We start from the raw sequence: 21,854 nt of genomic DNA, 5'->3' as shown, positions 1-21,854 counted from the left end.
CCGTGCTCCGTCGGCCCCGGCCACGCCACGACAGGCCGTGATCCTGGGTCGGCCCCGGCCACGCCACGAGACGCCGCCGTCGTGGTCCGGGCCGGTCACGGCACAACCGGGCGTCGTCGCCTGCTCAGCCGACCGGGATCCGGAAGGCCGGCGCGGTGGCGCTGAGCGCCGCCGCTCGAGCCGGCGCCGACCAGACCTCGGCCAGCGCGGACTTCAGCTCCGCCAGCATCCGGGGCACGTCGGCCCCGGCCGAGGCGTGCATCGCCTCCACGACGATCAGCACCTCGCCGGTCGCGTCCCCGACCGCCGACCGGCCGCTCTGCCGGTGGGTCCAGCGCCGGGAGTGCGCCCGATCGGCCGAGTCCGCGAAGATCACCTCGCCCGGCTCCGGGCGCTCCTCCTCGCCGGCGAGGGTCAGGTAGCGCTCCTCGCCCGTGGCGTGCCGGACCGCCAGGTCGCCGGAGATCCGGGCGACGTCGAGCACCGCCACCGGCACGGCGTACGCGAGCGAGACGGCGTTGCCGAGGTCGACCAACGGGTGCAGCCGGGGCAGCGAAGCCTCTCGCCGGTAGCGGCGCAGCAGTGACTCGGCCGCGCAGCGGTAGCGGGTCGGCGGCAGCCCCATCGTGGCGAAGGCCCGCCGCCAGGCCCGGATCTCCGGGAAGCCGCTCTCCGGGCCGTCGGCCAGCCGGGCCCGCGCCGTCTCGGCGAACGGCGCCAGCCGCGCGTCGACGTCCACGTCGGGGGTGATCCCGGTGGCGTGCAGGACGCCGCAGACCAGCTCCGGGAAGGTCGACCAGATCTCGGGGGAGTGCCGGAAACGCAACGCGGGCTCCTATCGGGCGGTGAGGGCGAGGCCGAGGCCGAGGGCGAGAAAGCTGCCGGCGAAGCCGCGGCGCAGCAGCGCGGTGACCCGGGGCCGGGCCAGCACCCGGTGCCGCACCGTGCCGGCCAACAGCCCGTAGCCGGTGAAGACCAGCAGGGTGACCAGCATGAACACCGCTCCGTAGCCGAGCATCCGGGGCGCGGCGGCGGGCGCGTCCGGGGGCACGAACTGGGGCAGGAACGCCACGAAGAAGACGGTCACCTTGGGGTTGAGCAGGTTCACCAGCACGCCGTCGACGACGAGCCGGGCCGTCCGGACCGGGACCGACGCCCCGTCGATCGGCAACGGCCCTCGGTCGCGCAGCGTGGACCAGCCCATCCAGAGCAGGTACGCCACGCCCAGCCAGGTCACCACCCGGAACACCGGGGTGCTGGCGTGCAGCAGGGCGGCCAGGCCGGTGACCGCCGCGGCCACGTGCGGCACCAGGCTGAGCGTGCAGGCGAGCGCGGCGACGACGCCCACCCGGCGGCCGCCGGAAAGCCCGGCGGACAGGGTGTAGACCACCCCGGTGCCCGGGGTGGCGGCCACGACCAGCGTGGTCAGGAGGAAGGTGATGGTCACCCGTCCACCCTGCGGGCACAATGGTCCGGTGGACAGAGCCAAAGCGGCGGCTGGCGACCGGTCCATAACGGCCGGTTCCGACTTCCTCCAGCTCGACGTCGGCGAGGCGGCACCCGGCGGGCGTGCCGACTGGCTCGCCGGCCGGCTGCGGGCGGCGATCGCCGACGGGCGGGTCCCGGTGGGCGCGCGGCTGCCGGCCAGCCGGGTGCTCGCCGCCGACCTGGGCGTTTCCCGGGGCGTGGTGACCGAGGCGTACCAGCGGTTGACCGAGGACGGGCACGTCGTCGGGCGGGGCCGGGCCGGCACCGTCGTGGTGGCCACCCCGGCCGCGGTGGTCGACCGGTCACCCGCATCCCCGGCGTCGACCGAGGTCTTCGCCGACCGGCCGGGGACCGACGTGTTCGACGCGTTGCGTACCGCCCCGGCGGAGCTCGACCTGACGCCCGGCGTACCGGATCTGGCGGCCTTTCCCCGCGCGGCCTGGCTGCGCGCGGAACGGGCGGTGCTGCACCGGCTCAGGCCGGCGGCGTTCGGCTACGGCGACCCGACGGGGACGCCCGCGCTGCGCCTCGCGGTCGCCACCTGGCTGGCCCGCAGCCGGGGCATCACGGTCGATCCGGCGGAGGTGGTGATCGTCGCCGGGGTGTCCCAGGCGCTCGGGCTGCTCGCCCAGGTGCTGCACGATGACGGCATCCACACGGTCGCGGTCGAGGACCCCGGTTCCCTCGGGGTACGCCAGCACCTGCGCAACTGGCGGTTGGACACCCCGCCGGTGCCGGTCGACGCGCACGGCCTGCGGGTCGACGACCTCGCCGCCAGCGGCGCCCCGGCGGTGCTGCTCACCCCGGCGCACCAGTTCCCGACCGGGGTGGTGCTCGACGGGGAGCGGCGGCGCGCGCTGCTGCGCTGGGCGCAGCGGGGCGGTCTGGTCGTCGAGGACGACTACGACGCCGAACACCGCTACGACCGCCCGCCCGTGCCGGCCCTGCGGGGCATGCTGCCCGAGCGGGTCTGCTACACCGGCAGCGTCTCCAAGCTGCTCGCCCCGGCGCTGCGGACCGGCTGGGTGCTGGTGCCCCGCCGCTACCATGCCGCCCTGGTGGCGGCCAAGCGGATGGCCGACCTCGGCAACGCGGCGCTGCCCCAGCTGGTGCTGGCCGAGCTGATGGACACCGGAGAGCTGGAACGCCACCTGCGGCTGCTGCGCCGCCGGCACGTCCACCGGCGGGACGCGATGATCCGCGCGATCGGGCGGCACCTGCCCGGCGCGGTGGTGCACGGCGCCGCGGCCGGCCTGCACCTGCTGGTCACCCTCGACCCGGCGGTGTCCGACCTCGACCTCGCCGCCGCGGCGCTGCGCCGGGGCGTCAAGGTGCAGCCGCTGTCCTGGCACGGGCAGCGACCGCAGCCGCCCGGCCTGGTCCTCGGCTACGCGGCCAACGCCCCGGGCGACCTCGAGCGGGGCGTCGCCGCCCTCGGCGCGGCCCTCCGCGAGCTGCGCTGACCGGCCGGCGCACCGGTACCCCCGGGGCGCGACCTACGCGTCGGCGGCGACCGGCGCGCCGGCCGTCGAGTGCGTCGGCGCGTAGAGCGCGGCGAGCGCGGCGGCCGTGTCCGCGAGGCGGGCGCGCAGCTCGGCGGGGGCGAGCACCTCCACCTCGGCGCCGAGCCGGAGGAGATCGCCGTGGGCGTGGGTGAGCGACTCGATCGGCACCACCGCCCGCACCCAGCCGGCCCCGTCCGGCGGGCCGGCGCTGGCGTCGACCGCGGCGACCACCGCGTCGCTGCAGATCTCCCGCAACCGCTCCCGACCGGGCGGCGAGATGCGGATGCTCGCCTCGTCGCGGTGCAGCCGGGCCCGGAACTCCACCACGTGCGCCCGCCACCAGGCCGCCAGGTCGAAGTCGGCGGGCCGGTCGAAGGTCTCGTCCAGAATGGTCAGTTCGAGGATCTGGTTCACCCGGTAGGTAGCCGGCTCGGCGCGTTCCGGCCGGGCGGCCACCACGTACCAGCGGCCGCCCTTGAGTACCAGGCCGTACGGCTCCAGTGTGTGGGTCACCTCGCCCCGCCAGCTCCGGTACCGGACCCGGACCCGGTGCTGCCCCCAGACCGCGTCGGCGGTGGGGGCCAGGTGCGGCGAGGAGTCGCCGTCGGAGTACCAGCCCGGGGTGTCCAGGTGGAACCGCTGCTGGAGTTGGGCGGCCCGGTCGGCCAGCAGCGGCGGCAGTGCGGCCCGCAGCTTCAGCTGGACGGTGGCGACGACCGACTGGTAGCCCAACTCGGCGGCCGGCCCCGGCAGGCCGGCGAAGAGCAGCCGGTCCGCCTCCTCCGCGGTGAGCCCGGTCAGCCGGGTCCGCCAGCCGTCGAGCAGCCGGTAGCCGCCGGCGTGCCCCGCCTCGCCATACAGCGGGATCCCGGCGGCGTGCAGCGAGTCCACGTCCCGGTAGACGGTCCGGACAGAGACCTCCAGCCGCTGCGCCAGCTCGGCGGCGGTGAGCCGGCCGTGGGTCTGGAGCAGCAGCAGGATCGACAGGAGACGACTGGCCCGCATCCACTGACAGTAGCTGTCAGGGGAGTGGGGCTACCGTCCCGGCATGGCTTTTCGCGACAAGGAACTGACCGTGCCGGGGACCGTCGAGGTCGCCGGCCGGCACGTCAAGCGCTACCACATCGATCAGCCCGACCGCCGGCTCGAGCCGGCGGTGGTGGCCGCCGCGTACGAGTACCTGCCCCAGCTGCTGCCCGGGCCCGACGACGGCACCCCGCCGGCGAGCTGGGTGGTGCTGCACCGGGGTGCGGACAGCGGCGCCTACCTGCTGGCGTACAGCTGGTTCTGGGACAACGTGGTGGAGTGCCGGATCGTGGTCGCCGGCCAGCCCGCCCTGGACTGCCCGGACGGCGACCCGGCACACTTCGTGCCGATGCCCCGCCCCGGCGTGGGCTGCGTTTGGGAGTTGGGCGTGCTGGAACACGAGCGCGCCGCCTGGGTCCGCCACGTCCTCGCCCCCGACCGGCCCGACCTGGCCGGCTACCTGGGCGACACCCGCGTCGAGGGGCCGGTGGGCCGCTGATGGGCGACTTCGACTTCCTGGTCGGGACCTGGGACGTGACCAACCGGCGGCTGGTCGAGCGGCACGTCGGCAGCGACGAGTGGGACGAGTTTCCGGCGACCTCGGTGGCGCACCGGTTCTTCGACGGCGCCGGCAGCTTCGACGAGATGCGGTGCCCGACCCGGGGCTTCTCCGGCTCGACCGTGCGTACCCTCGACCCGGCCACCGGGCTCTGGTCGATCTACTGGATGAACAGCCGGCGGGGGATCCTGGAGCTGCCGCCCGTGGTCGGCCGGTTCGTCGACGGCGTGGGCACCTTCTACGCCGACGACACCGACGAGGGGCGGCCGGTGCGGTGCCGGTTCATCTGGTCCCGGATCACCCCGACCTCGTGCCGGTGGGAGCAGGCGTTCTCCACCGACGGCGAGCGCACCTGGGAGACGAACTGGGTGATGGACTTCGCGCGGACCGGCTGAGCCGGGTCAGGCCGGCGGCGGGGTCGTGGTGCGGTAGATCGCGGTCAGCCAGACGTCGAGCAGGACGTCGACCACGTCCCGCTCGGCCACGGCCGGGCCGTCACCGGCGAAGGTGGCGTACCAGACCCGCTCGTTCATCGAGTTCAGCGCGATGGCGAGGTCCCGGGCGGGCAGTCCGTCCGGGGCCGCGCCCCGCCGGCGTTCCCCCTCGATGGCGGTCTCGACCGCGTGCACCCAGCGGTCCAGCACGGCGGCCCAGAGCTGGCGCACCTCGGCGTTGGTGCCCCGCACCTCGGCGCAGGCCAGCACCACCGCGCGGTGGCCGCCGAAGGTGGCGTGGAAGCGCCCGATCAGTTCCCGCCAGCGCGCCCGGGGGTCCTCGGCGAGCCGGTCCAGCACGTCGCCCGCGGCGGCGTCCGCCTCCTCGATGACCCGGTCCAGCAGGGTGAGCAGCACCGCGTCCTTGGACCGGAAGTAGAAGTAGAACGTCGGCCGGGAGATGCCGGCACCCCGGGCCAGGTCGTCGATGGAGATCTCGCCGAAGGCGCGCTCGGCCAGCAGCCGTTCGGCGGTGCCGAGGATGGCCAGCTCCCGGTCGTCACCGGTGGAGCGGCCCGGTCGCCGCCCGCGGGTCGGCGGGGACCCGGTCGGCGTACGGGCGGTGGTCATGACGGTTGATGCTACACCCGCTCAACACCCTGTCGATCGGACTCGACAGGGTGTTGACTGGTGTCGACGGCGGTGGATAGTGTCCGGTCCACTGCCCCGCGAACGGGAGATGTCATGGCCTCCGACCACGTCGACGTCCTCATCGTCGGTGCCGGGCTGTCCGGCATCGGCGCCGCCGTGCACCTACGCCACAACTGTCCGAAGAAGAGCTACGCGGTGCTCGAGGCCCGTGGCGCGATCGGCGGCACCTGGGACCTGTTCCGCTACCCGGGCATCCGGTCCGACTCCGACATGTACACCCTCGGCTACTCCTTCAAGCCGTGGACCAACCCGAAGGCCATCGCCGACGGCGACGCCATCCGTGAGTACGTCCGGGACACCGCCCGCGAGCACGACGTGGAGCGGCACATCCGCTTCCACCACCGGGTGCTCCGTGCCGAGTGGGACAGCGCCACCGCCCGCTGGACCGTCCACGCGCACCGTGACGACACCGGCGAGGAGGTCGTGCTCACCTGCGCGTTCCTCTTCACCTGCTCGGGCTACTACCGGTACGACGAGGGCTACACCCCGGACTTCCCCGGCGTCGACCGGTACGCCGGTCAGCTCGTGCACCCGCAGCACTGGCCGGCGGACCTCGACCACTCCGGCAAGCGGGTGGTGGTGATCGGCAGCGGCGCCACCGCGGTCACCCTGGTGCCGGCGCTGGCCGAGCGGGCCGCGCACGTCACCATGCTCCAGCGCTCACCGACGTACGTCATCTCGCTGCCGTCGCGCGACGTGCTGGCCGACGCGCTGCGGCGCTGGCTGCCCGCGAAGGCCGCGTATCCGGTGGTGCGCTGGAAGAACGTGCTGCTGGGCGTGGCCAACTTCCAGCTCAGCCGGCGCGCCCCCGGTGTGATGAAGGGCCTCCTGCGCCGTGCGGCCAAGGGCAGGCTGCCCGTCGGCTACGACATCGACCGGCACTTCTCGCCCCGCTACAACCCCTGGGACCAGCGGCTCTGCGTGGTCCCCGACGGCAACCTGTTCGACTCCGTCAAGGCGGGCCGGGCGTCGGTGGTCACCGACACCATCGACACCTTCACCGAGCGGGGCATCCGGCTCACCTCCGGCGAGGAACTGCCGGCGGACATCGTGGTCACCGCCACCGGCCTCAACCTGCTCGCCCTCGGCGGCATGACCGTCGCCGTGGACGGCGCCGAGGTCGACTTGGCCGACACCGTCGCGTACAAGGGCATGATGCTCTCCGGAGTGCCGAACTTCGCCATGACGATCGGCTACACCAACGCCTCCTGGACCCTGAAGGCCGACCTGGTCGCCACCTACGTCTGCCGCCTGCTGCGCCACCTCGACGCCACCGGCCAGCAGATCGTCACCCCGGTCGCGCCGGCCACCGGCGAACTGGAGCCGATCATCGACCTGAAGGCCGGCTACGTGCTGCGCGCCGTCGACCAACTGCCGAAGCAGGGCCCGGCGGCGCCCTGGCGGCTGCACCAGAACTATCCCCGCGACGTGCTGCTGATGCGGCACGGCCGGCTCACCGACTCCGGCGTCCGCTTCTCCCGCGCCGCGCCGGCACCCGCCGAACCCGCCGTCGGGCAACCGCTCGCGGCACGGGACGCGGACGCGCCTGCCGACACCCCCGTCGCCTGACCGCCGCCCCATCGGCACGGATAGGAGCACATCGCATGCGTGACTTCGTCTTCCCCGGCGGCACCGCCGTGGTCACCGGGGCGGCCAGCGGCATCGGCGAGGCCCTGGCGCACGCCCTCGCCCGGCGCGGCACCGACCTGGTGCTGCTCGACCGGGACGCCGAACGGCTCGACGCGGTGGTCGCCGCAATCCGCGCGGCGCACCCCGACCGGCGGGTCGACACCCACCTGGTCGACCTGGCCGACGCCGACGCGACCGACCGGGTGGCCGCGGAGATCCGCCGGGCGCACCCGCGGATCCGGCTGCTGGTCAACAACGCCGGCGTCGCGCTGGGCGGCCGGTTCGACCAGGTCACCCTGGACGAGTTCCTCTGGGTCGTCGACATCAACTTCCGGGCCGTGGTCCGGCTGACCCACGCGCTGCTGCCCGCGCTCAAGGCCGAGCCGGGCGCGCACCTGGTCAACGTCTCCAGCCTCTTCGGCCTGATCGCGCCCGCCGGTCAGGCCGCCTACTCGGCCAGCAAGTTCGCCGTCCGCGGCTTCACCGAGGCGCTGCGGCACGAACTGGCCGACGACGGCGTGGGCGTCACCTCCGTGCACCCCGGCGGCATCCGGACCCGGATCGCGCAGAGCGCCCGCGTCGGCAGCGGCGTCTCGCCAGAGGAGTACGAGGAGGGCCGCCGACAGTTCGAGAAGCTGCTCTCCATCGAGCCGGCGAAGGCCGCCGAGGTGATCCTGCGCGGGGTGCAGCGCCGCCGCGGCCGGGTGCTGATCGGTTGGTCGGCGAAGCTGCCCGACCTGCTCGCCCGGATCGCCCCCGCCTCCTACCACCAGATCCTGGCGGCCGGGCTGAACCGGGGCGCCGGCGGGCCGGCCGCCCGGTCGGCCTCCCGGCTGGAACCCGCCCCGGCGCCCGCGCCCACCCCCGCCGACGCGGTGCCCGCGCCCCGGCCGGCGGTCGACCCGCTGACTCCGGAGACCACCCCAGGGCAGCCGGCGTGACCATTTCCCTGCCGCCCGCCGAGGAGTTCACCGTCGCCGGGCGGCGGGTACGCTGCCGGATCTCCGGCGCCGGCCCGGCCGTGGTGCTGCTGCACGGCATCGGGCGCACCCTGGACGACTTCACCGCCCAGCACGAGCTGCTCGCCGCCGACCACCGGGTGGTCAGCGTCGACCTGCCCGGCCACGGCGGCTCCGCGCCGCTGGCCGCCTCGCACACGCTGCCGGCGCTCGCCGCGGCCGTCGGGGAGTTCCTCGACGCGGCCGGCGTCGACCGCCCGGCGCACCTGGTCGGCAACTCCCTCGGCGGCGCGGTCGCGATGCGGCTGGCCGTCGAGGACCCGTCCCACGCGGCCACCCTGGCGCTGGTCAACAGCGCCGGATTCGGCCGGGAGGTCACCATCGCGCTGCGGCTGCTCGCGCTGCGCCCGCTCGGCCGGCTGCTGCTGCGCCCCCATCCGGCCATCGCCCGCCGGACCGAGCTGGCGATCTTCCGCGACCCGGCGTACGCCACCGAGGAGCGGATCGCGACCGCGCTCGCGGTGGCCCGGCAGCCGCACGCCGCCCGGGTGATGGTGGAACTGGTCCGCAGCCTGGGCACCTGGCGGGGCGTACGGCCGCAGTGGCGCGCGGAACTTCTCGACGCGGTGGCCCGGCTGGACCTGCCGACGCTGGTGGTCTGGGGCGATCGGGACCTCATCCTGCCCGCCACCCACCTGGCGGCCGCCCGGTCCCGGCTGCCCCGGGCGCGGACCCACCTGTTCCGCGACACCGGGCACATGCCGCAGATCGAGTGCGCCGAGGAGTTCCACACGCTGCTCCGCGACTTCTGGGCCGGCGCCCCCGCCCGGCCCTGACAGGTCACGCCGGCCGGCGCCGCCCGGCGGCGGCCGGCTGCGGGCCGGCCGGCGGGATGCCGCGTGTCAGCCGGGGACGTCGGTGGCCTGGCGGTGCCGCAGCACCAGGGTCACCGCCACCAGGACGAGGAGCAGGACGGCGAGCGCCGGCACGGGCGCCGGCAGCCAGGGTGTGACCAGCGCCAGCACGGACACGATCGGGAAGAGCACCAGCCCGAGGCCGCGCTTCCAGCGCAGGTGCAGCGCCCAGAGGGCGACCAGGTACACCGCGACGGGCACCGCCACGGTGTACCCGGCGGCCCGGCCGGAGACGTGGGCGGCGTGCAGGTCGTGGTCGACCGCGACGGCCAGCCCGGCGCCCACCGCGGCGATCGCCGCGAAGATCAGATAGTGGCCGTACCCCCAGAACAGCGCGCCGCGCAGGCTGGACGGCGGTAGCTGCCCAGGGCGATCGAAGTAGAGCCACCAGAGCGCGAAGACGATCACCATCCCGGCGGCGGCGAGCCCCCACAGCTCCGGGTTTCCGGCGTCCACCCCGCGCTGGATCGCCACCGAGATGGACAGGATCGCCTCGCCGAGCACGATCAGGGTGAACAACTGGTACCGCTCGGCGATGTGGTGCGGGTGCCAGCCGGTCTTGCCGTGCCGCTCGGCGACCACCGGCACCAGCACGTCGGCCAGCGCCAGCACCAGGAACGCCGGCATCCCCCAGCCGTCCGGCAGGGCGAGCCGCAGCAGCCAGCCGAGTTGGACGACGCCCACCCCCACCGCGTACGCGATCGCGGTGTCCCGACGGTCCGGGTCGGCGGCGGACGCGCGCAGCCAGTTGACGATCGTGCCGAGCCGCATCACCACGTACCCGTAGGTGATGGTGGTGAAGTCCGCGTCGGTGAACGCGCGTGGCACGCCGGCGGCGAGGATCAGCGCGCCGGCGATCTGCACCAGGGTGGTGACCCGGTAGACGTCGTCATCGGTGTCGTAGGCGGAGGCGAACCAGGTGAAGTTCATCCAGGCCCACCAGATCGCGAAGAAGACCGTCAGGTAGCTGACCAGCGCGTGCCCGAGGTGGTTCTCCGCCAGGTCGTGGTGCAGGCTGTTGGACGCCTGGGCCACCGCCACCACGAAGCAGAGGTCGAAGAAGAGTTCCAGCGGCGTGGCGGTCCGGTGCGGCTCGTCGGGCCGGCGGCCCCGCATGGGCCGGTACCAGGAGCGGAACCGCGTGGTGCTGGTGGTCACGGGACTGCTCCTCGCCGGGGCGGGCCGGTTGCGCCCACACGATAGCCGTACCGGCGCCCGCGACCGGCCCGGATCCGGTCAGCCGGCCGGCGCGGGCGCGGGCCTCGCGACGTCGGTCTCCGCGGCGGCCAGCGTGGCGAGGTCCGCCTCCACGGCCGCCGGCAGCGGCCGCCGCTGGCGCAGCACCCAGCCCAGTTCCCGCGCGGCGTCGGCCAGCCCGGCGCGCCCCGCCGGGTCGCGCCAGGTCTCGGCGACCACCGCGCGGACCACCCGGCCGGGCCGGCGCAGGGCGGCGGTGAGCACCCGGTTGCGCGCCTCGATCCGCCGCCGGGCGCGGGCGTCCCGGTCCGTCGCCGCCGGCAGGTGGTGGGCCACCAGCTCCGGGACGTACGCCAGGCGCCACCCGGCGGCGGCCAGGTCCATCGCCAGCAGCGCCTCCTCGCCGTACGTCCCGAGCCGCTCGGCGAAGCCGCCGACCTGCCGGTACGCCGCGCGGCGCAGCACCACCGCGCAGGCCAGGAAGCCCAGCACGGCGGGGCCGGGCGCGCCCGGGGCGGTGCCCAGCGGTGCCTGCGCCATGCCCGCGGAGATCGGGTCCGGCCGACCCTCCCGGCCGATCAGGACCTGCCCGGTGAGCAGCGCGGTACGGGGATGGGCGCCCAGCAGCTCCGCGGCCCGCTCCAGCGATCCGGGCGCCCAGTACGAGTCGTCGTCGGCGAACGCCACGAACGGGGTGTCGGCCAGCGCCACCCCGACGTTACGGGCCGCCCCGGCACCGGCGTTGCGGCCCAGCTCGACCACGCGGACGTGGGGGAACGCCCGCGCCACCGCGGCCGGTGTGCCGTCGTCCGAGCCGTTGTCCACCACGATCACCGGGGCGGCGTGCCGGGGGAGCAGGTCCAGGAGCTGGTCCCGCCGGTTTCGGGTGGCGACCACGGTCGTCAGGTCCGAAGTCATGACGGCCCAGATACCCTCCGGCGGCCTCAGCCACTCGACCGCGGCCGGCGCAATTCCGCCGTCGGCAGGTGCGGGACCGCCGCGGGTGGGAAGGTCACGGCATGCCCGAGGTCACCCTCCTGCTCGCCGGCGATGTGATGACCGGTCGCGGCGTCGACCAGATCCTGCCCCGGCCCGGGCCGCCCGAGCTGTGGGAGCAGGCCGTCACCGACGCCCGCCGGTACGTCGAGCTGGCCGAGTCCGTCGCCGGGCCGGTGCCCCGGCCGGCCCCGCCGGCGTGGCCGTGGGGCGAGGCGCTGCGCCTGCTCGACGAGCTGCGCCCGGACGTCCGGATCGTCAACCTGGAGACGGCGGTGACCGGGCGCGGCGAACCCGCCCCCGGCAAGGGCATCCACTACCGGATGCACCCGGCGAACCTGTCCTGCCTGACCGCCGCCCGCCTCGACGTCTGCGCGCTGGCCAACAACCACGTACTGGACTTCGGGCCGGAGGGACTCGCCGACACCCTGAATGCGTTGCGGGAGGCCGGAATCAGGCCGGCCGGCGCTGGCCGGGACGCCCCGGAGGCGTGGCGCCCCGCGCGGGTGCCGCTCGGCGGTGATCGCTCGTTGCTGGTGTGGTCGGTGGGCGTGCCGTCCAGCGGCATCCCGCCGCAGTGGGCGGCGACCGACCGGCGGCCCGGGGTGGCGTACCTGCCGGACGCCTCGGAGGCGACGGCCGCGGCGCTCGCCGAACGGATCGGCCGGGAGGCCGGGCCGGCCGACCTGGTGGTGGTCTCGGTGCACTGGGGGTCGAACTGGGGGTACCAGGTGCCGGACGAGCAGGTCCAGTTCGCGCACCGGCTCGTCGAGGCCGGCGCGCACCTGGTGCACGGGCACTCGTCGCACCACCCCCGCCCGGTCGAGCTGCACCGGGGCCGGCTCGTGCTGTACGGCTGCGGTGACCTGATCGACGACTACGAGGGGATCGGCGGGCAGGAGTCGTACCGGCCAGAGCTGCGCCTGCTGTATCTGGCCACGCTGGACGCCGAGACGGGAGACCTGCGCCGGTTGCGGCTGGTGCCGCTGCGGATGCGGCGGATGCGGTTGGCACCCGCGACACCCGCGGAGGGCCGCTGGCTGGCGGAGCTGCTGGACGGGCTCGGCGCGCCGTACCGGACCCGGTTCGGCCTCGGCGACGACGGCCTGCTCATGCTGCGGCGCGGCTGAGCCCGCCGGGAGCGGCGGGGGCGTGGCGTGGACCACCTTCGCCCGACCGGCCCGGGTCCGGCCGCCGACTGGGACGCATCATAGATACATGACGCACCCCACCGCCTCGCCGCGCGCCGCCTCGCCGTCCGCCGCGGAGCGGGCGTACCGGCACCTCAAGCGGGCGATCCTGGAGCAGGTCTACCCCGGTGGCCTGCTGGTCAGCGAGGGCGAGATCGCCGAGGCGGCCGGGGTCTCCCGGACCCCGGTCCGGGAGGCGCTGCTGCGGCTGGAGGCGGAGGGACTGGTCGCCCTCTACCCGAAGCGCGGCGCGCTGATCCGCCCGGTCTCGGCGCGCGAGATCGCCGACGTCATCGAGGCCCGCCGGCTGGTGGAGCTGCACGCCGCGGAGCGGGTGTGGCCGCGCCGCGCCGAGCTGAAGGCCGACCTCGCCCGCTGGCTCGCCGAGATGCGCCGAGCGCACGCCGCCGGCGACGTCACCGCGCTGATGGCCGCCGACCGGGCCTTCCACGCCACCGTCGTCGAGGCCGCCGGCAACGAGATCCTCGCCGAGCTCTACCACCGGCTGCGCGACCGGCAGCTACGGATGGGGGAGGCCACCTTCCGGCTCTCCCCCGGCTGGGCGGAGGTGGCCCTCACCGAGCACGCCGGCCAGCTCGCCGCTCTCGACGGCGACGACCCGGCCGCCTGGCTCGACGCCGTCGGCGCGCACATCGACAACGCCGCCACGGTGCTGCGGACCCTGCGGTGAGGGTCCCCGCCGCCCGCCGTAGCGCCGCCCTGGTCTACCCGGTGGCCGTCACCGCGTACGTGGCCGCGGTGTTCCACCGCAGCTCGCTCGGCGTCACCGGGGTGGACGCGGCCGACCGCTTCCACATCAACGCCGCCGCGCTGGCCACCTTCTCCGTCGCCCAGCTCGCCGTGTACGCCGCCATGCAGGTGCCCGTCGGGGTGCTGCTCGACCGTTTCGGCTCCCGCCGGCTGCTGCTGACCGGCGGGGCGCTGATGGTGGCCGGGCAGCTCTGCTTCGCCGTCGCCACCGACGTCCGGCTGGCCGTCGCCGCCCGGGTGCTGGTCGGCCTCGGCGACGCGATGACCTTCATCAGCGTGCTGCGGATCGTGGCGTTCTGGTTCCCGGGCCGGCGCAACCCCCTGCTGGTGCAGCTCACCGGCACCGTGGGGCAGCTCGGCGCGATCCTCGGCGCGGTACCCCTGGTGGCGCTGCTGCACCACGCCGGCTGGACCCCGGCCTTCCTCACCGCCGCCGCGCTCGGCGCGACCGTGCTGCTGCTGGTGCTCGTGGGGGTACGGGACACCCCGCACGCCGGGCAGACCGCCGCGGTCGCCCCGGACCTGGCCACCGTACGCCGGCAGCTCGCCGATGCCTGGGCCCAGCCGGGCACCCGGCTCGGGCTCTGGACGCACTTCGTCACCCAGTTCTCCGGCGCGGTCTTCGCGCTGCTGTGGGGCTATCCGTTCCTGGTGCAGGGGCAGGGGCTGTCGCCCACCTCGGCCGCCGCACTGCTCACCGTGATGACGCTCGCGACCCTGGTCTGCGGGCCGGTCATCGCGCACCTGTGCGCCCGCCACCCGTTCCGCCGCTCGGTCGTGGTCTTCGCCATCACGGCGGCCACCGCCGCCGTCTGGGCGGTGGTGCTCGCCTGGCCGGGCCGCGCGCCGCACTGGCTGCTGCTGACCCTGGTGCTGGTCCTCGCGGTCAACGGCCCCGGCTCGGTGATCGGCTTCGACTACGCGCGCACGTTCAATCCGGTGCACCGGATCGGCAGCGCCACGGGCATCGTCAACGTGGGCGGCTTCGTCGCCTCGATCGCCCTGATCCTGGCCGTCGGCGTGGTCCTCGACCTGGCCACCCCCGCCGGCCGGTCGACCCCGCCGCTGGACGCGTTCCGCTGGGCCTTCGCCGTGCAGTATCTGCTCTGGGGCCTCGGCGCGGCGCAGGTGCTGCGCTACCGCAACGCGGCGCGCCGCCGGCACGCCGCCGAGCGGGCGACCGCGCCGGTCCCGGCCGTCGCGGGCACCTGAACCGTCGGCGACCGGCCGGGTCAGCGGCGGAGGCGTCGGTGCGTGAGCGAGTCCAGCACCAGGGTCAGCCCCGCGCCGACCAGCCAGACGTCCTTGGCGATCGGGACGCCCGCCTGCGTCGGCTTCAGGCTGTGCGGCTCCCGCAGGCCCGGCGTCTTCAGGTAGAGCTGCATCAGCCCGGCGCCGAACGCGGTCAGCCCCAGCCCGACCAGGAACGTCGGGGCGAACGGGGCGACCAGCGCGGCACCCAGGGCGATCTCGCTGCGGGACAGCAGCTTGGCGAACCGGGCGGCGTCCAGCTGCCGGAGCTGCGGGACCGCCCCCACGGCCATGCCATGCATCGCCTCGGCCGCCTCGCCCTCCAGGCTGCGCTTGCTCAGCCCGGAATTCAGGAAGAACGCGCCGATGCTGAGCCGTAGCGGCGCATGCGTCAGCTTCATGACCACCCCCGTCGGTGCCGGAGAACCGTGCCCCGGCCTACCCGCTACGGGCGGGGCTAACCCGCCGAACGGCGCTGGGCCGGCGGTGGCGCCCGGCGGTAGGTTCGCGGGGAGCGTGATCGCATTCGCAGGCAAGGGGGCACCGTGAGCGCGAGGAGTGAGCCGGGCCTGCGAGCCCCGCAGTCGCGAACGAAGGAGGCACCGTGAGCCAGGAAGTCCGGGGAGTCGTGTCGCGGAGCAAGGGCGCGCCGGTGGAGGTCACCACCATCGTGGTGCCCGACCCGGGGCCGGGCGAGGCGGTGGTCCGCGTCCAGTCCTGCGGGGTCTGCCACACCGACCTGCACTACCGGGAGGGCGGCATCAACGACGAGTACCCGTTCCTGCTGGGCCACGAGGCCGCCGGCATCGTCGAGCAGGTGGGGGAGGGGGTCACCGGGCTGGCCCCGGGCGACTTCGTGGTGCTCAACTGGCGGGCCGTCTGCGGGGTGTGCCGGGCCTGCCGCCGCGGCCGCCCCTGGTACTGCTTCAACACCCACAACGCCGCCCAGCGGATGACCCTCACCGACGGCACCGAACTGTCGCCCGCGTTGGGCATCGGCGCCTTCGCCGAGAAGACCCTGGTCCACGCCGGGCAGTGCACCAAGGTCGACCCGGCCGCCCGGCCGGCCGCCGTGGGCCTGCTCGGCTGCGGGGTGATGGCCGGCCTCGGCGCGGCGATGAACACCGGCGGGGTCACCCGGGGCGACTCGGTCGCCGTGATCGGCTGCGGCGGCGTCGGCGACGCGGCGGTGGCGGGGGCCGCGCTGGCCGGCGCCACCACGATCGTCGCCGTGGACACCGACTCCCGCAAGCTCGACTGGGCGCGGAAGTTCGGCGCCACGCACATCGTCAACGCCTCTGACGACGACCCGGTCGAGGCGATCCGCGCGGCCACCGGCGGCTTCGGCGCCGACGTGGTGATCGACGCGGTGGGCCGGCCAGAGACCTGGAAGCAGGCCTTCTACGCCCGCGACCTGGCCGGGACGGTGGTGCTGGTCGGCGTGCCCACCCCGCAGATGACCATCGACCTGCCGCTGCTGGACGTCTTCGGCCGCGGCGGCGCCCTGAAGTCCAGCTGGTACGGCGACTGCCTGCCCAGCCGCGACTTCCCGCTGCTCACCGAGCTCTACCTGCAGGGCCGCCTCGACCTGGACGCGTTCGTCACCGAGGAGATCGCCCTGGACCAGGTCGAGACGGCGTTCACCCGGATGCACCACGGTGACGTGCTGCGCTCGGTGGTGGTCTTCCCGTGACGGCCCGCGTCGACCACACCGTCACCTCCGGCACGTTCTCCCTCGACGGGCAGACCTTCGACGTGGACAACAACGTCTGGGTGGTCGGCGACGACGCCGAGTGCGTCGTCATCGACGCGCCGCACGACGTGGCCGCCGTCCGGCGGGTCGTCGGCGACCGCCGGGTGGTCGCCGTGCTGGCCACCCACGCCCACGACGACCACGTACGGGTGGCGCCTGAGCTGGCCCGGGCGACCGGCGCCCCGGTGCTGCTGCACCCGGCCGACCGGGTGCTGTGGGACCTGGTTCACCCCGACGCGCCGCCCGACGGCGAGCTGACCGACGGCGCGACCGTGGCGGTGGCCGGCACCGCCCTGCGGGTGCTGCACACCCCCGGGCACAGCCCCGGCGCGTGCAGCTTCCACGCGCCGGACCTCGGCGTGGTGTTCACCGGTGACACCCTCTTCGCCGGCGGGCCGGGCGCCACCCGGCGCTCCCACAGCGACTTCGGCACCATCGTCGAGTCGATCCGGGCCCGGCTGCTCACCCTGCCGCCGCAGACCGTCGTGCACACCGGCCACGGCGACAGCACCACCATCGGTGCCGAGGCGCCGCACCTGGACGAGTGGCTCGCCCGGGGGCACTAGGGCCTGTTGCGGAAGTGGATCAAGACCGTAGATGATTAGGCGCTGTGAAGCGCTGCGGCCTGGCTAACGGCCAGGGGATTTAGCTAGCCGTGCGTCCGTCGGCACCCTCCCGGAAGTCAGGTGACGTGGTGAGTCTGCGCGAGCTGGAGGAAGCCCTCCCAGCTTTGCTGGGCATCCGGTCGGCCGAGCACCGACTCATCGACTGGGAGTTCGTCCGGCGCGAGACAGGTGTCGTACTGCCCTCGGACTTCGTTGCCCTCGCGGAGGCCTACCCGCCGTTCACGGTGGACGACTTCCTGGGCCTGCACATCCCGTCGGCCGGAGAGGAGCAGTACTTCGTCCGTGGCGTGCAGGAGGGCCTGCGCAACCTGTCGGAGCTGCGTGACGCCGGGATGTCGCACGGTCACCCCCCATACCCCGAGCCTGGCCGGCTTCTCCCCTGGGGCGATTCCGCCGAAGGTGACACCTCTTACTGGCGCACAACAGGCGCGGAAGCCGAGTCGTGGACCGTGCTGATCGCCAGCCATAACGACGACTGGTGTGAGTACGACGGGAGCCTGACCTCCTATCTGGCGGCGAAGGCACGCGGAACGGCTCCCCCGGACGGTCTGCCGCCGGATTTCCCAAGCCGAATGCCGGTCGTCGAGGCTGGCTGACGTCCGTCGCACAGTCTGGCTTGGTCGCCAAGGTGGATCAAAGTTGTAGATGATCAAGTCCATGGTCGTGACAGCGGGCCAGCGGGAGATTGGCCTCATGCGGGCTCAGCGTTCGCCGTCGAGCACCGGTTTGACGTCCAGTACCGGCGTACCGTCCAGGGCCTCCAGGTCGGCCACCCGAACCCGCAGGCCGTCGACCTCGCGGACCCGGACCCGGTGCAACCCGATCGGGTTCGGCCGGTGCGGCGACCGGGTGCTGAACACACCGGTCTCCGGGCGGGACCGGTCCCCGCGGGGATGCACTGCCAGCACGTCCCGCCGGGCTCGGTCCAGCCAGGTCAGCACCAGCACGTCCGCCCCGGGACGCAGGTCGCGCAGCGCGGTGGCCATCCGCTCGTCGAAGACCAGCCAGGCCTCCGGCGCGCCCGCGTCGCCCTGCTTCGGCGCCCGCTCCGGATGGGTCAGCGGCGACTCCACCCGGCCCACCGGGCGCAGCGCGTACTCGTCGGTCACCTAGATACCTCCCGCAGCATGTGCAGCCGGACGGTGGTGCCGGCCGCGGTGGTGTGCACCCGCACCAGGTCGCAGAGGGCGTGCACGATGACCGGCCGCCAGCAGGCTGGCGGCCTCGGTGTAGAACAGTCCCTCGTGGACCAGCCCGCCCGCCGGCGGGCCGCTGCGCGCGCTCACGCGGTCCACTCCGCCGACTCGCTCTCCCGGACCAGGCCGAGCAGCCGGTTCAGCGCGGGGCGGCACCCCACCAACCGGAGGCCCGCGGTGGCGGCCCGATCGGCCCGGACCAGGGCGGTGGCGGCGCGTACGTCGGCGAAGCTCAGCCCGGACAGGTCGAGCACCGCCGGCCGACCGGCCACGCCCTGCCCGGTCAAGACCCCGAGCACGGCGGCGAACGCGTCCCGGTTGCTCTGATCCGCCTCGCCCACCAGCCGCAGCCCCGGCGGGTCGGCCGTCCGGTACGCCCGCAGCAGCGGGGTCCACTCCCGGTCGGCGTAGGGCCCGATGGTGGCCGGGTGCGCGGCGCCCACCGCGCGCAGCCGCTCCGGCGGGAACAGCCGCCGGTCGTACAGGCACATCCCGGCGACCCGGCGGTCCAGGAAGAACCGGTTCGCCTGCGCCTCGTAACGGGTCAGGTCGTCCAGCCCGGTGCCGGTGCGCGCGACCCAGGTCATGTCGCCGACCAGCCGGAGGCCGGGGTAGCCCTCGCGCTGGGCCCGGGCCACCTCGCCGGCGAGGGATTCGAGCATGGCCCCGATGGCCAACCGACCGCCCCGGAGATGGCGCACGTAGCTCTCCATCGCCGGCACGATGCGCAGCTGGCCGACGGCCACCGCCGTCTGGGTCGGCACGCCGGCGTCCTCGAGGTTCGCCCGGACCACCGCAGGGGCGAAGGTGTCGGTGAAGCAGATGACCTTGTGGCCGAGCCGGAGACCGGTGGCGGTGAAGCGAGTGACGGCGTCGCGCGCGTCGCGCTCGTCGTCATGTGCCCAGCAGACGTGGTCTCCCAGCTGGACCCGGTCGACCACAGCGGATGCCGTCACTGTCATCGCCTTCCGGTCTGCGCGTTGCTCACTCTACGCCGGCCCCGGTGCCGGCCCAACGGGCCGCGTCGAGCCGACTGCGTGGGTCGCCCCGCCTCCGCACCGGCTGGACCCGCCGGGACTAGCATCGGAGGGCGTGACCGACGATCCCACCGACCGGCCGCCGACCGTCCGCCAGTTGCGCCTCGTGGTGGAGGCCGAGGACTACGACGCCGCGGTCGCCTTCTTCCGCGACGCCCTCGGCCTGCCGGAGCAGGCCGCGTACTCCGGCGGGGACGGGGCGCGGGTGGTGATCCTCGACGCCGGCCGGGCCACCCTGGAGATCGCGAATCCGGCGCAGCGCCGGCTGATCGACGAGGTGGAGGTCGGCCGGCAGGTCGCCCCGCGGATCCGGGTCGCGTTCGAAGTGGACGACGGGCGGGCCGTCACGGACCGGCTGGTCGCGGCGGGTGCCCGCGAGGTGGCGCCACCGACGGTGACACCATGGCAGTCGCTCAACGCGCGGCTCGACGCGCCGGCGGGCCTGCACATCACCGTCTTCGAGGAGCTGCGCACGCTGGACGAGCGGGCCGCGCTCGACGGCTTCGGCACCGACCGGGACGGCTGACCGCCGGCGGCGAGCCGGCGTAATTGGGCTGCGCCGGGCGGTGGCGCTGCCGATACTTCGGCCGTGCCCGTCTCTCCCGACCAGTGCGCGCTCACGCCGCCGCAGGCCGCCGCCCTGCGGCACGTCCGGCAGGTCGCGCTGGCCGACCGGCCGGCGGCGCTCGCCGTCATCGCCCGGCACCTGGCCGGTTCCGGTGCCGCGTACCGGCCGGAGGAGGTGATCGCGGCGGTCGCCGCGCACGGCCGGCTGACGCTCAACTTCCACCCCGACCGACTGCTGCGCGACGGTCGTACGGTGGCCACCGCGTTGGACGAGGAGGGCGTCTACCGCAGCCAGTTCGAAACGGGTATCTCAAACGGTGGCCTGACCGCCTTTCCGGGCGGCGACCGGGACCGCTGGGAGCCACCTCGGGCCCAAGGACCTGGGCACCGTCGACGTCCTGGAGCCGGTGCTCGCGGCGCTGCTGGAGGCCACCGCGAGCACCGGGGTCAGCCTCGGGGTGGCGGGCATCGACACCGATACCCTGCTCCGCACCCTCGTGCGGCGGCGGGAACGCGATGCGGCCCGGCCCGGCGTCCCCGGGCGGGCGCTCGACGACTACGTCGAGGCCCAGATCCACGGCGAGCTGAGCCTGGCGAGGGACGTGGCGGCCCTGGTGGTGGACCCGTCGTTCCGGGACACCGAAGAGGGACGGACGCTGGCGGCCGTCGCCCGGCGGCACGGATTCCCGCTGCGGTGGCACGCCGGCTTCGGGCTGCCGGTGGACGGAATCGACCCGGAGTTCCGGGGGCGGCCATCCCACCGCTGGCCGCGCGGGTGCACGCCGAGTTCGCCCGGCCGGGGGAGCCGGTTCACGCCGCCCTGATCGGTCGGGCCGCCGCGTCGGTGGTCACGGATCCGGACCGCTGGGCCGACCGTGGCCCGACCGACGTCACGCTTCAGCACCTCAAGCAGCTCTGGCACGTCCTCGTCCGGTTCGGCGCGCCCACCCGCTGACCGGTCACCCACCGCCCGGCCACTTTCGGCCGGACTGGCGACGCTGATGCTCTCCTGGCCCAGGCGCATTCCGGGTGCGTCGGGTGCCCCGCAACGGGTGCCTCGGTGTCGTCCCGGACGCCGCTTCCGCCCGCTGTCCGAATACCTGCGTGACCTGGGCCGCAGCCCATCGCCACCCCGGCATTTCCGGAATGACCGACAACGGAAGCTGGTTGTGTCCCCCGTACGGCCGGCCCGCAAACCTGTACCGGCCGGTAATTCCCCCGAGGGGCGCTCACCCGGGAGCGCGTCGTAACGATCGAAAGGGCAACCATCGTGAAGCAAAACTTCACTCGATGGCTCCCCGCCATCGCGAAGACCCCGAACCGCAAGTCCGCGCTGACCGTCGCCGGCGTTGTCGCCCTGGGTGGCCTCGCATTCGGCCCGACGGCCATCGCCGCGCCCGTCACCAGCGGACCGCACTCCGGCGCCGTCGCCGCGATCGACCTGGCGACCGGCAAGAAGACCGCCGAATCCGGCCTGACCACCGGCAAGAAGACCGTCGAATCCGGCCTGACCACCGGCAGCGACAAGGTCCCCACCAAGGCCAACCGGCCCAGCCGGGAAGAGCTCATCCCGCACGGCCTTGAGGGCGCACAGTCGCGCATCCCGCTCGACGACGCGCAGATCGCCAACGCCAAGGCGATCATCAAGGCGGCCAAGGAGACCGGCGTGGGGGAGCGCGGGGCCGTCATCGGCATCGCCACCTCGCTGCAGGAGTCGAAGCTGTACAACCTCGGTCACCTCGGCGCGTACAACGACCACGACTCGCAGGGCCTGTTCCAGCAGCGCCCGTCGTCCGGTTGGGGCACGCCCGACCAGATCACCGACCCCGACTACGCCGCCAAGGCGTTCTTCGGCGCGCTGAAGAACGTCGGCGGGTGGCGGCAGCTGCCGCTGACCGCGGCGGCCCAGACGGTGCAGGTCTCCGCCTTCCCCTACGCGTACGCGCAGTGGGAGGAGCAGGCGGCGGACATCGTGCAGCAGCTCTGGTGAGGTTTCCGCACCGGCCGGTCCCTTTGGGATCGGCCGGTGCCGTCTTTGGTTGCGG

22 protein-coding genes and 3 pseudogenes are annotated in these 21,854 nt (G+C 74.5%); 16 read left to right on the top strand and 9 right to left on the bottom strand.

Going from position 1 to position 21,854, the window contains the following annotated elements:
* Nucleotides 1-124 precede the first annotated feature (124 nt).
* Entirely contained in the window at nt 125-826 is a 702-nt protein-coding gene (locus tag I8N68_RS24315; protein WP_200214548.1) for a B3/B4 domain-containing protein, read from the bottom strand.
* Nucleotides 827-835: 9 nt separating this feature from the next.
* Nucleotides 836-1,447, bottom strand: coding sequence for a LysE family translocator (locus tag I8N68_RS24310; protein WP_200214546.1), 612 nt, complete (start codon nt 1,445-1,447; stop codon nt 836-838).
* A gap of 28 nt (nt 1,448-1,475) precedes the next feature.
* On the opposite strand from I8N68_RS24310, the gene pdxR reads away from it, so the two are divergent.
* Complete coding sequence (pdxR, locus tag I8N68_RS24305; protein ID WP_200214544.1) at nt 1,476-2,951, top strand: MocR-like pyridoxine biosynthesis transcription factor PdxR; 1,476 nt, start codon at nt 1,476-1,478, stop codon at nt 2,949-2,951.
* A gap of 33 nt (nt 2,952-2,984) precedes the next feature.
* Here pdxR and I8N68_RS24300 read toward each other — a convergent pair whose 3' ends face one another.
* The gene (locus I8N68_RS24300) at nt 2,985-3,998 is read right to left on the bottom strand and encodes a helix-turn-helix transcriptional regulator (protein WP_200214542.1); all 1,014 of its coding nucleotides are present in this window, start codon (nt 3,996-3,998) and stop codon (nt 2,985-2,987) included.
* Nucleotides 3,999-4,041: 43 nt separating this feature from the next.
* Here I8N68_RS24300 and I8N68_RS24295 point away from each other — a divergent pair, with 43 nt between their 5' ends.
* Both I8N68_RS24295 and I8N68_RS24290 read left to right on the top strand, forming a co-directional pair.
* Nucleotides 4,042-4,518, top strand: a complete 477-nt coding sequence (locus I8N68_RS24295) for a hypothetical protein (protein WP_200214540.1) — start codon at nt 4,042-4,044, stop codon at nt 4,516-4,518.
* A complete protein-coding gene (locus I8N68_RS24290; RefSeq protein ID WP_200214538.1) occupies nt 4,518-4,973 on the top strand; it encodes a hypothetical protein in 456 nt (151 codons plus the stop codon). The genes I8N68_RS24295 and I8N68_RS24290 overlap by 1 nt, the downstream gene beginning before the upstream one ends.
* 6 nt (nt 4,974-4,979) lie before the next feature.
* On the opposite strand, the gene I8N68_RS24285 is transcribed toward I8N68_RS24290, so the two are convergent.
* The gene (locus I8N68_RS24285) at nt 4,980-5,642 is read right to left on the bottom strand and encodes a TetR/AcrR family transcriptional regulator (RefSeq protein ID WP_200214536.1); all 663 of its coding nucleotides are present in this window, start codon (nt 5,640-5,642) and stop codon (nt 4,980-4,982) included.
* Nucleotides 5,643-5,756: 114 nt separating this feature from the next.
* On the opposite strand from I8N68_RS24285, the gene I8N68_RS24280 reads away from it, so the two are divergent.
* From I8N68_RS24280 to I8N68_RS24270, 3 genes are read left to right on the top strand one after another with little or no spacing between them, the layout of a single operon-like run.
* Nucleotides 5,757-7,292 carry a flavin-containing monooxygenase gene (locus I8N68_RS24280; protein WP_200214534.1) on the top strand — a complete coding sequence of 512 codons (1,536 nt, stop codon included), beginning with the start codon at nt 5,757-5,759 and terminating at the stop codon, nt 7,290-7,292.
* 35 nt (nt 7,293-7,327) lie between these two features.
* On the top strand, nt 7,328-8,293 hold the full coding sequence (locus tag I8N68_RS24275) for an SDR family NAD(P)-dependent oxidoreductase (protein WP_200214532.1): 966 nt from the start codon (nt 7,328-7,330) through the stop codon (nt 8,291-8,293).
* Nucleotides 8,290-9,147: an alpha/beta fold hydrolase gene (locus I8N68_RS24270; protein WP_200214530.1), complete on the top strand. Its 858-nt coding sequence runs from the start codon at nt 8,290-8,292 to the stop codon at nt 9,145-9,147. Before I8N68_RS24275 ends, I8N68_RS24270 begins: the two co-directional genes overlap by 4 nt.
* 66 nt (nt 9,148-9,213) lie before the next feature.
* On the opposite strand, the gene I8N68_RS24265 is transcribed toward I8N68_RS24270, so the two are convergent.
* Nucleotides 9,214-10,383 (bottom strand): low temperature requirement protein A, encoded by a 1,170-nt coding sequence (locus tag I8N68_RS24265; protein ID WP_307812953.1) that lies wholly within the window; start codon nt 10,381-10,383, stop codon nt 9,214-9,216.
* Between the two features lie 78 nt (nt 10,384-10,461).
* Nucleotides 10,462-11,340 carry a glycosyltransferase family 2 protein gene (locus I8N68_RS24260; protein ID WP_200214527.1) on the bottom strand — a complete coding sequence of 293 codons (879 nt, stop codon included), beginning with the start codon at nt 11,338-11,340 and terminating at the stop codon, nt 10,462-10,464.
* Nucleotides 11,341-11,441: 101 nt separating this feature from the next.
* Here I8N68_RS24260 and I8N68_RS24255 point away from each other — a divergent pair, with 101 nt between their 5' ends.
* From I8N68_RS24255 to I8N68_RS24245, 3 genes are all read left to right on the top strand, one after another.
* A complete protein-coding gene (locus I8N68_RS24255; RefSeq protein WP_200214525.1) occupies nt 11,442-12,548 on the top strand; it encodes a CapA family protein in 1,107 nt (368 codons plus the stop codon).
* 88 nt (nt 12,549-12,636) lie between these two features.
* Nucleotides 12,637-13,299, top strand: coding sequence for a GntR family transcriptional regulator (locus tag I8N68_RS24250; protein WP_200214522.1), 663 nt, complete (start codon nt 12,637-12,639; stop codon nt 13,297-13,299).
* Nucleotides 13,296-14,591, top strand: a complete 1,296-nt coding sequence (locus I8N68_RS24245; protein ID WP_200214519.1) for an MFS transporter — start codon at nt 13,296-13,298, stop codon at nt 14,589-14,591. Before I8N68_RS24250 ends, I8N68_RS24245 begins: the two co-directional genes overlap by 4 nt.
* Nucleotides 14,592-14,611: 20 nt before the next feature.
* Here I8N68_RS24245 and I8N68_RS24240 read toward each other — a convergent pair whose 3' ends face one another.
* Nucleotides 14,612-15,031 carry a hypothetical protein gene (locus I8N68_RS24240; protein WP_200214516.1) on the bottom strand — a complete coding sequence of 140 codons (420 nt, stop codon included), beginning with the start codon at nt 15,029-15,031 and terminating at the stop codon, nt 14,612-14,614.
* Nucleotides 15,032-15,234: 203 nt separating this feature from the next.
* Between I8N68_RS24240 and I8N68_RS24235 the strand changes: the two genes are divergently transcribed.
* The 3 genes from I8N68_RS24235 to I8N68_RS24225 all read left to right on the top strand — a co-directional run bounded on the left by I8N68_RS24235 (nt 15,235) and on the right by I8N68_RS24225 (nt 17,605).
* Entirely contained in the window at nt 15,235-16,323 is a 1,089-nt protein-coding gene (locus I8N68_RS24235; RefSeq protein ID WP_200214514.1) for an S-(hydroxymethyl)mycothiol dehydrogenase, read from the top strand.
* A complete protein-coding gene (locus I8N68_RS24230) occupies nt 16,320-16,949 on the top strand; it encodes an MBL fold metallo-hydrolase (RefSeq protein ID WP_200214511.1) in 630 nt (209 codons plus the stop codon). Before I8N68_RS24235 ends, I8N68_RS24230 begins: the two co-directional genes overlap by 4 nt.
* A 128-nt stretch (nt 16,950-17,077) precedes the next feature.
* Nucleotides 17,078-17,605: a hypothetical protein gene (locus I8N68_RS24225; protein WP_200214509.1), complete on the top strand. Its 528-nt coding sequence runs from the start codon at nt 17,078-17,080 to the stop codon at nt 17,603-17,605.
* Between the two features lie 105 nt (nt 17,606-17,710).
* Here I8N68_RS24225 and tsaA read toward each other — a convergent pair whose 3' ends face one another.
* Both tsaA and I8N68_RS24215 read right to left on the bottom strand, forming a co-directional pair.
* Nucleotides 17,711-18,118, bottom strand: coding sequence for a tRNA (N6-threonylcarbamoyladenosine(37)-N6)-methyltransferase TrmO (tsaA, locus tag I8N68_RS24220; protein ID WP_200214506.1), 408 nt, complete (start codon nt 18,116-18,118; stop codon nt 17,711-17,713).
* A 173-nt stretch (nt 18,119-18,291) separates the two neighbouring features.
* Complete coding sequence (locus tag I8N68_RS24215) at nt 18,292-19,161, bottom strand: MEDS and STAS domain-containing protein (RefSeq protein WP_200214504.1); 870 nt, start codon at nt 19,159-19,161, stop codon at nt 18,292-18,294.
* A gap of 136 nt (nt 19,162-19,297) precedes the next feature.
* Between I8N68_RS24215 and I8N68_RS24210 the strand changes: the two genes are divergently transcribed.
* The 4 genes and pseudogenes from I8N68_RS24210 to I8N68_RS34520 form a co-directional block, all read left to right on the top strand.
* Entirely contained in the window at nt 19,298-19,768 is a 471-nt protein-coding gene (locus I8N68_RS24210) for a VOC family protein (RefSeq protein WP_307812952.1), read from the top strand.
* A gap of 63 nt (nt 19,769-19,831) precedes the next feature.
* Nucleotides 19,832-20,764 (top strand): annotated as a pseudogene (locus tag I8N68_RS34530) (DUF3626 domain-containing protein).
* A 315-nt stretch (nt 20,765-21,079) separates the two neighbouring features.
* Nucleotides 21,080-21,269: pseudogene (locus I8N68_RS34525) on the top strand (hypothetical protein); the annotation flags it as partial.
* A gap of 80 nt (nt 21,270-21,349) precedes the next feature.
* Nucleotides 21,350-21,799, top strand: a pseudogene (locus I8N68_RS34520) (hypothetical protein); the annotation flags it as partial.
* Nucleotides 21,800-21,854: the final 55 nt, after the last annotated feature.

It is taken from the genome of Micromonospora coerulea, assembly GCF_016598485.1.
Lineage (GTDB): Bacteria > Actinomycetota > Actinomycetes > Mycobacteriales > Micromonosporaceae > Micromonospora > Micromonospora coerulea.
The sequence above is the reverse complement of the archived record's forward strand: the minus strand, read 5'-3'. Positions and strand labels throughout refer to the sequence as shown.

Excerpts from the sequence above, each read along its gene's own strand:
- I8N68_RS24300 (WP_200214542.1), bottom strand. The coding sequence starts at position 3,998 with ATGCGGGCCAGTCGTCTCCTGTCGATCCTGCTGCTGCTCCAGACCCAC.
- I8N68_RS24295 (WP_200214540.1), top strand. The coding sequence starts at position 4,042 with ATGGCTTTTCGCGACAAGGAACTGACCGTGCCGGGGACCGTCGAGGTC.
- I8N68_RS24290 (WP_200214538.1), top strand. The coding sequence starts at position 4,518 with ATGGGCGACTTCGACTTCCTGGTCGGGACCTGGGACGTGACCAACCGG.
- I8N68_RS24285 (WP_200214536.1), bottom strand. The coding sequence starts at position 5,642 with ATGACCACCGCCCGTACGCCGACCGGGTCCCCGCCGACCCGCGGGCGG.
- I8N68_RS24280 (WP_200214534.1), top strand. The coding sequence starts at position 5,757 with ATGGCCTCCGACCACGTCGACGTCCTCATCGTCGGTGCCGGGCTGTCC.
- I8N68_RS24275 (WP_200214532.1), top strand. The coding sequence starts at position 7,328 with ATGCGTGACTTCGTCTTCCCCGGCGGCACCGCCGTGGTCACCGGGGCG.
- I8N68_RS24260 (WP_200214527.1), bottom strand. The coding sequence starts at position 11,340 with ATGACTTCGGACCTGACGACCGTGGTCGCCACCCGAAACCGGCGGGAC.
- I8N68_RS24255 (WP_200214525.1), top strand. The coding sequence starts at position 11,442 with ATGCCCGAGGTCACCCTCCTGCTCGCCGGCGATGTGATGACCGGTCGC.
- I8N68_RS24250 (WP_200214522.1), top strand. The coding sequence starts at position 12,637 with ATGACGCACCCCACCGCCTCGCCGCGCGCCGCCTCGCCGTCCGCCGCG.
- I8N68_RS24240 (WP_200214516.1), bottom strand. The coding sequence starts at position 15,031 with ATGAAGCTGACGCATGCGCCGCTACGGCTCAGCATCGGCGCGTTCTTC.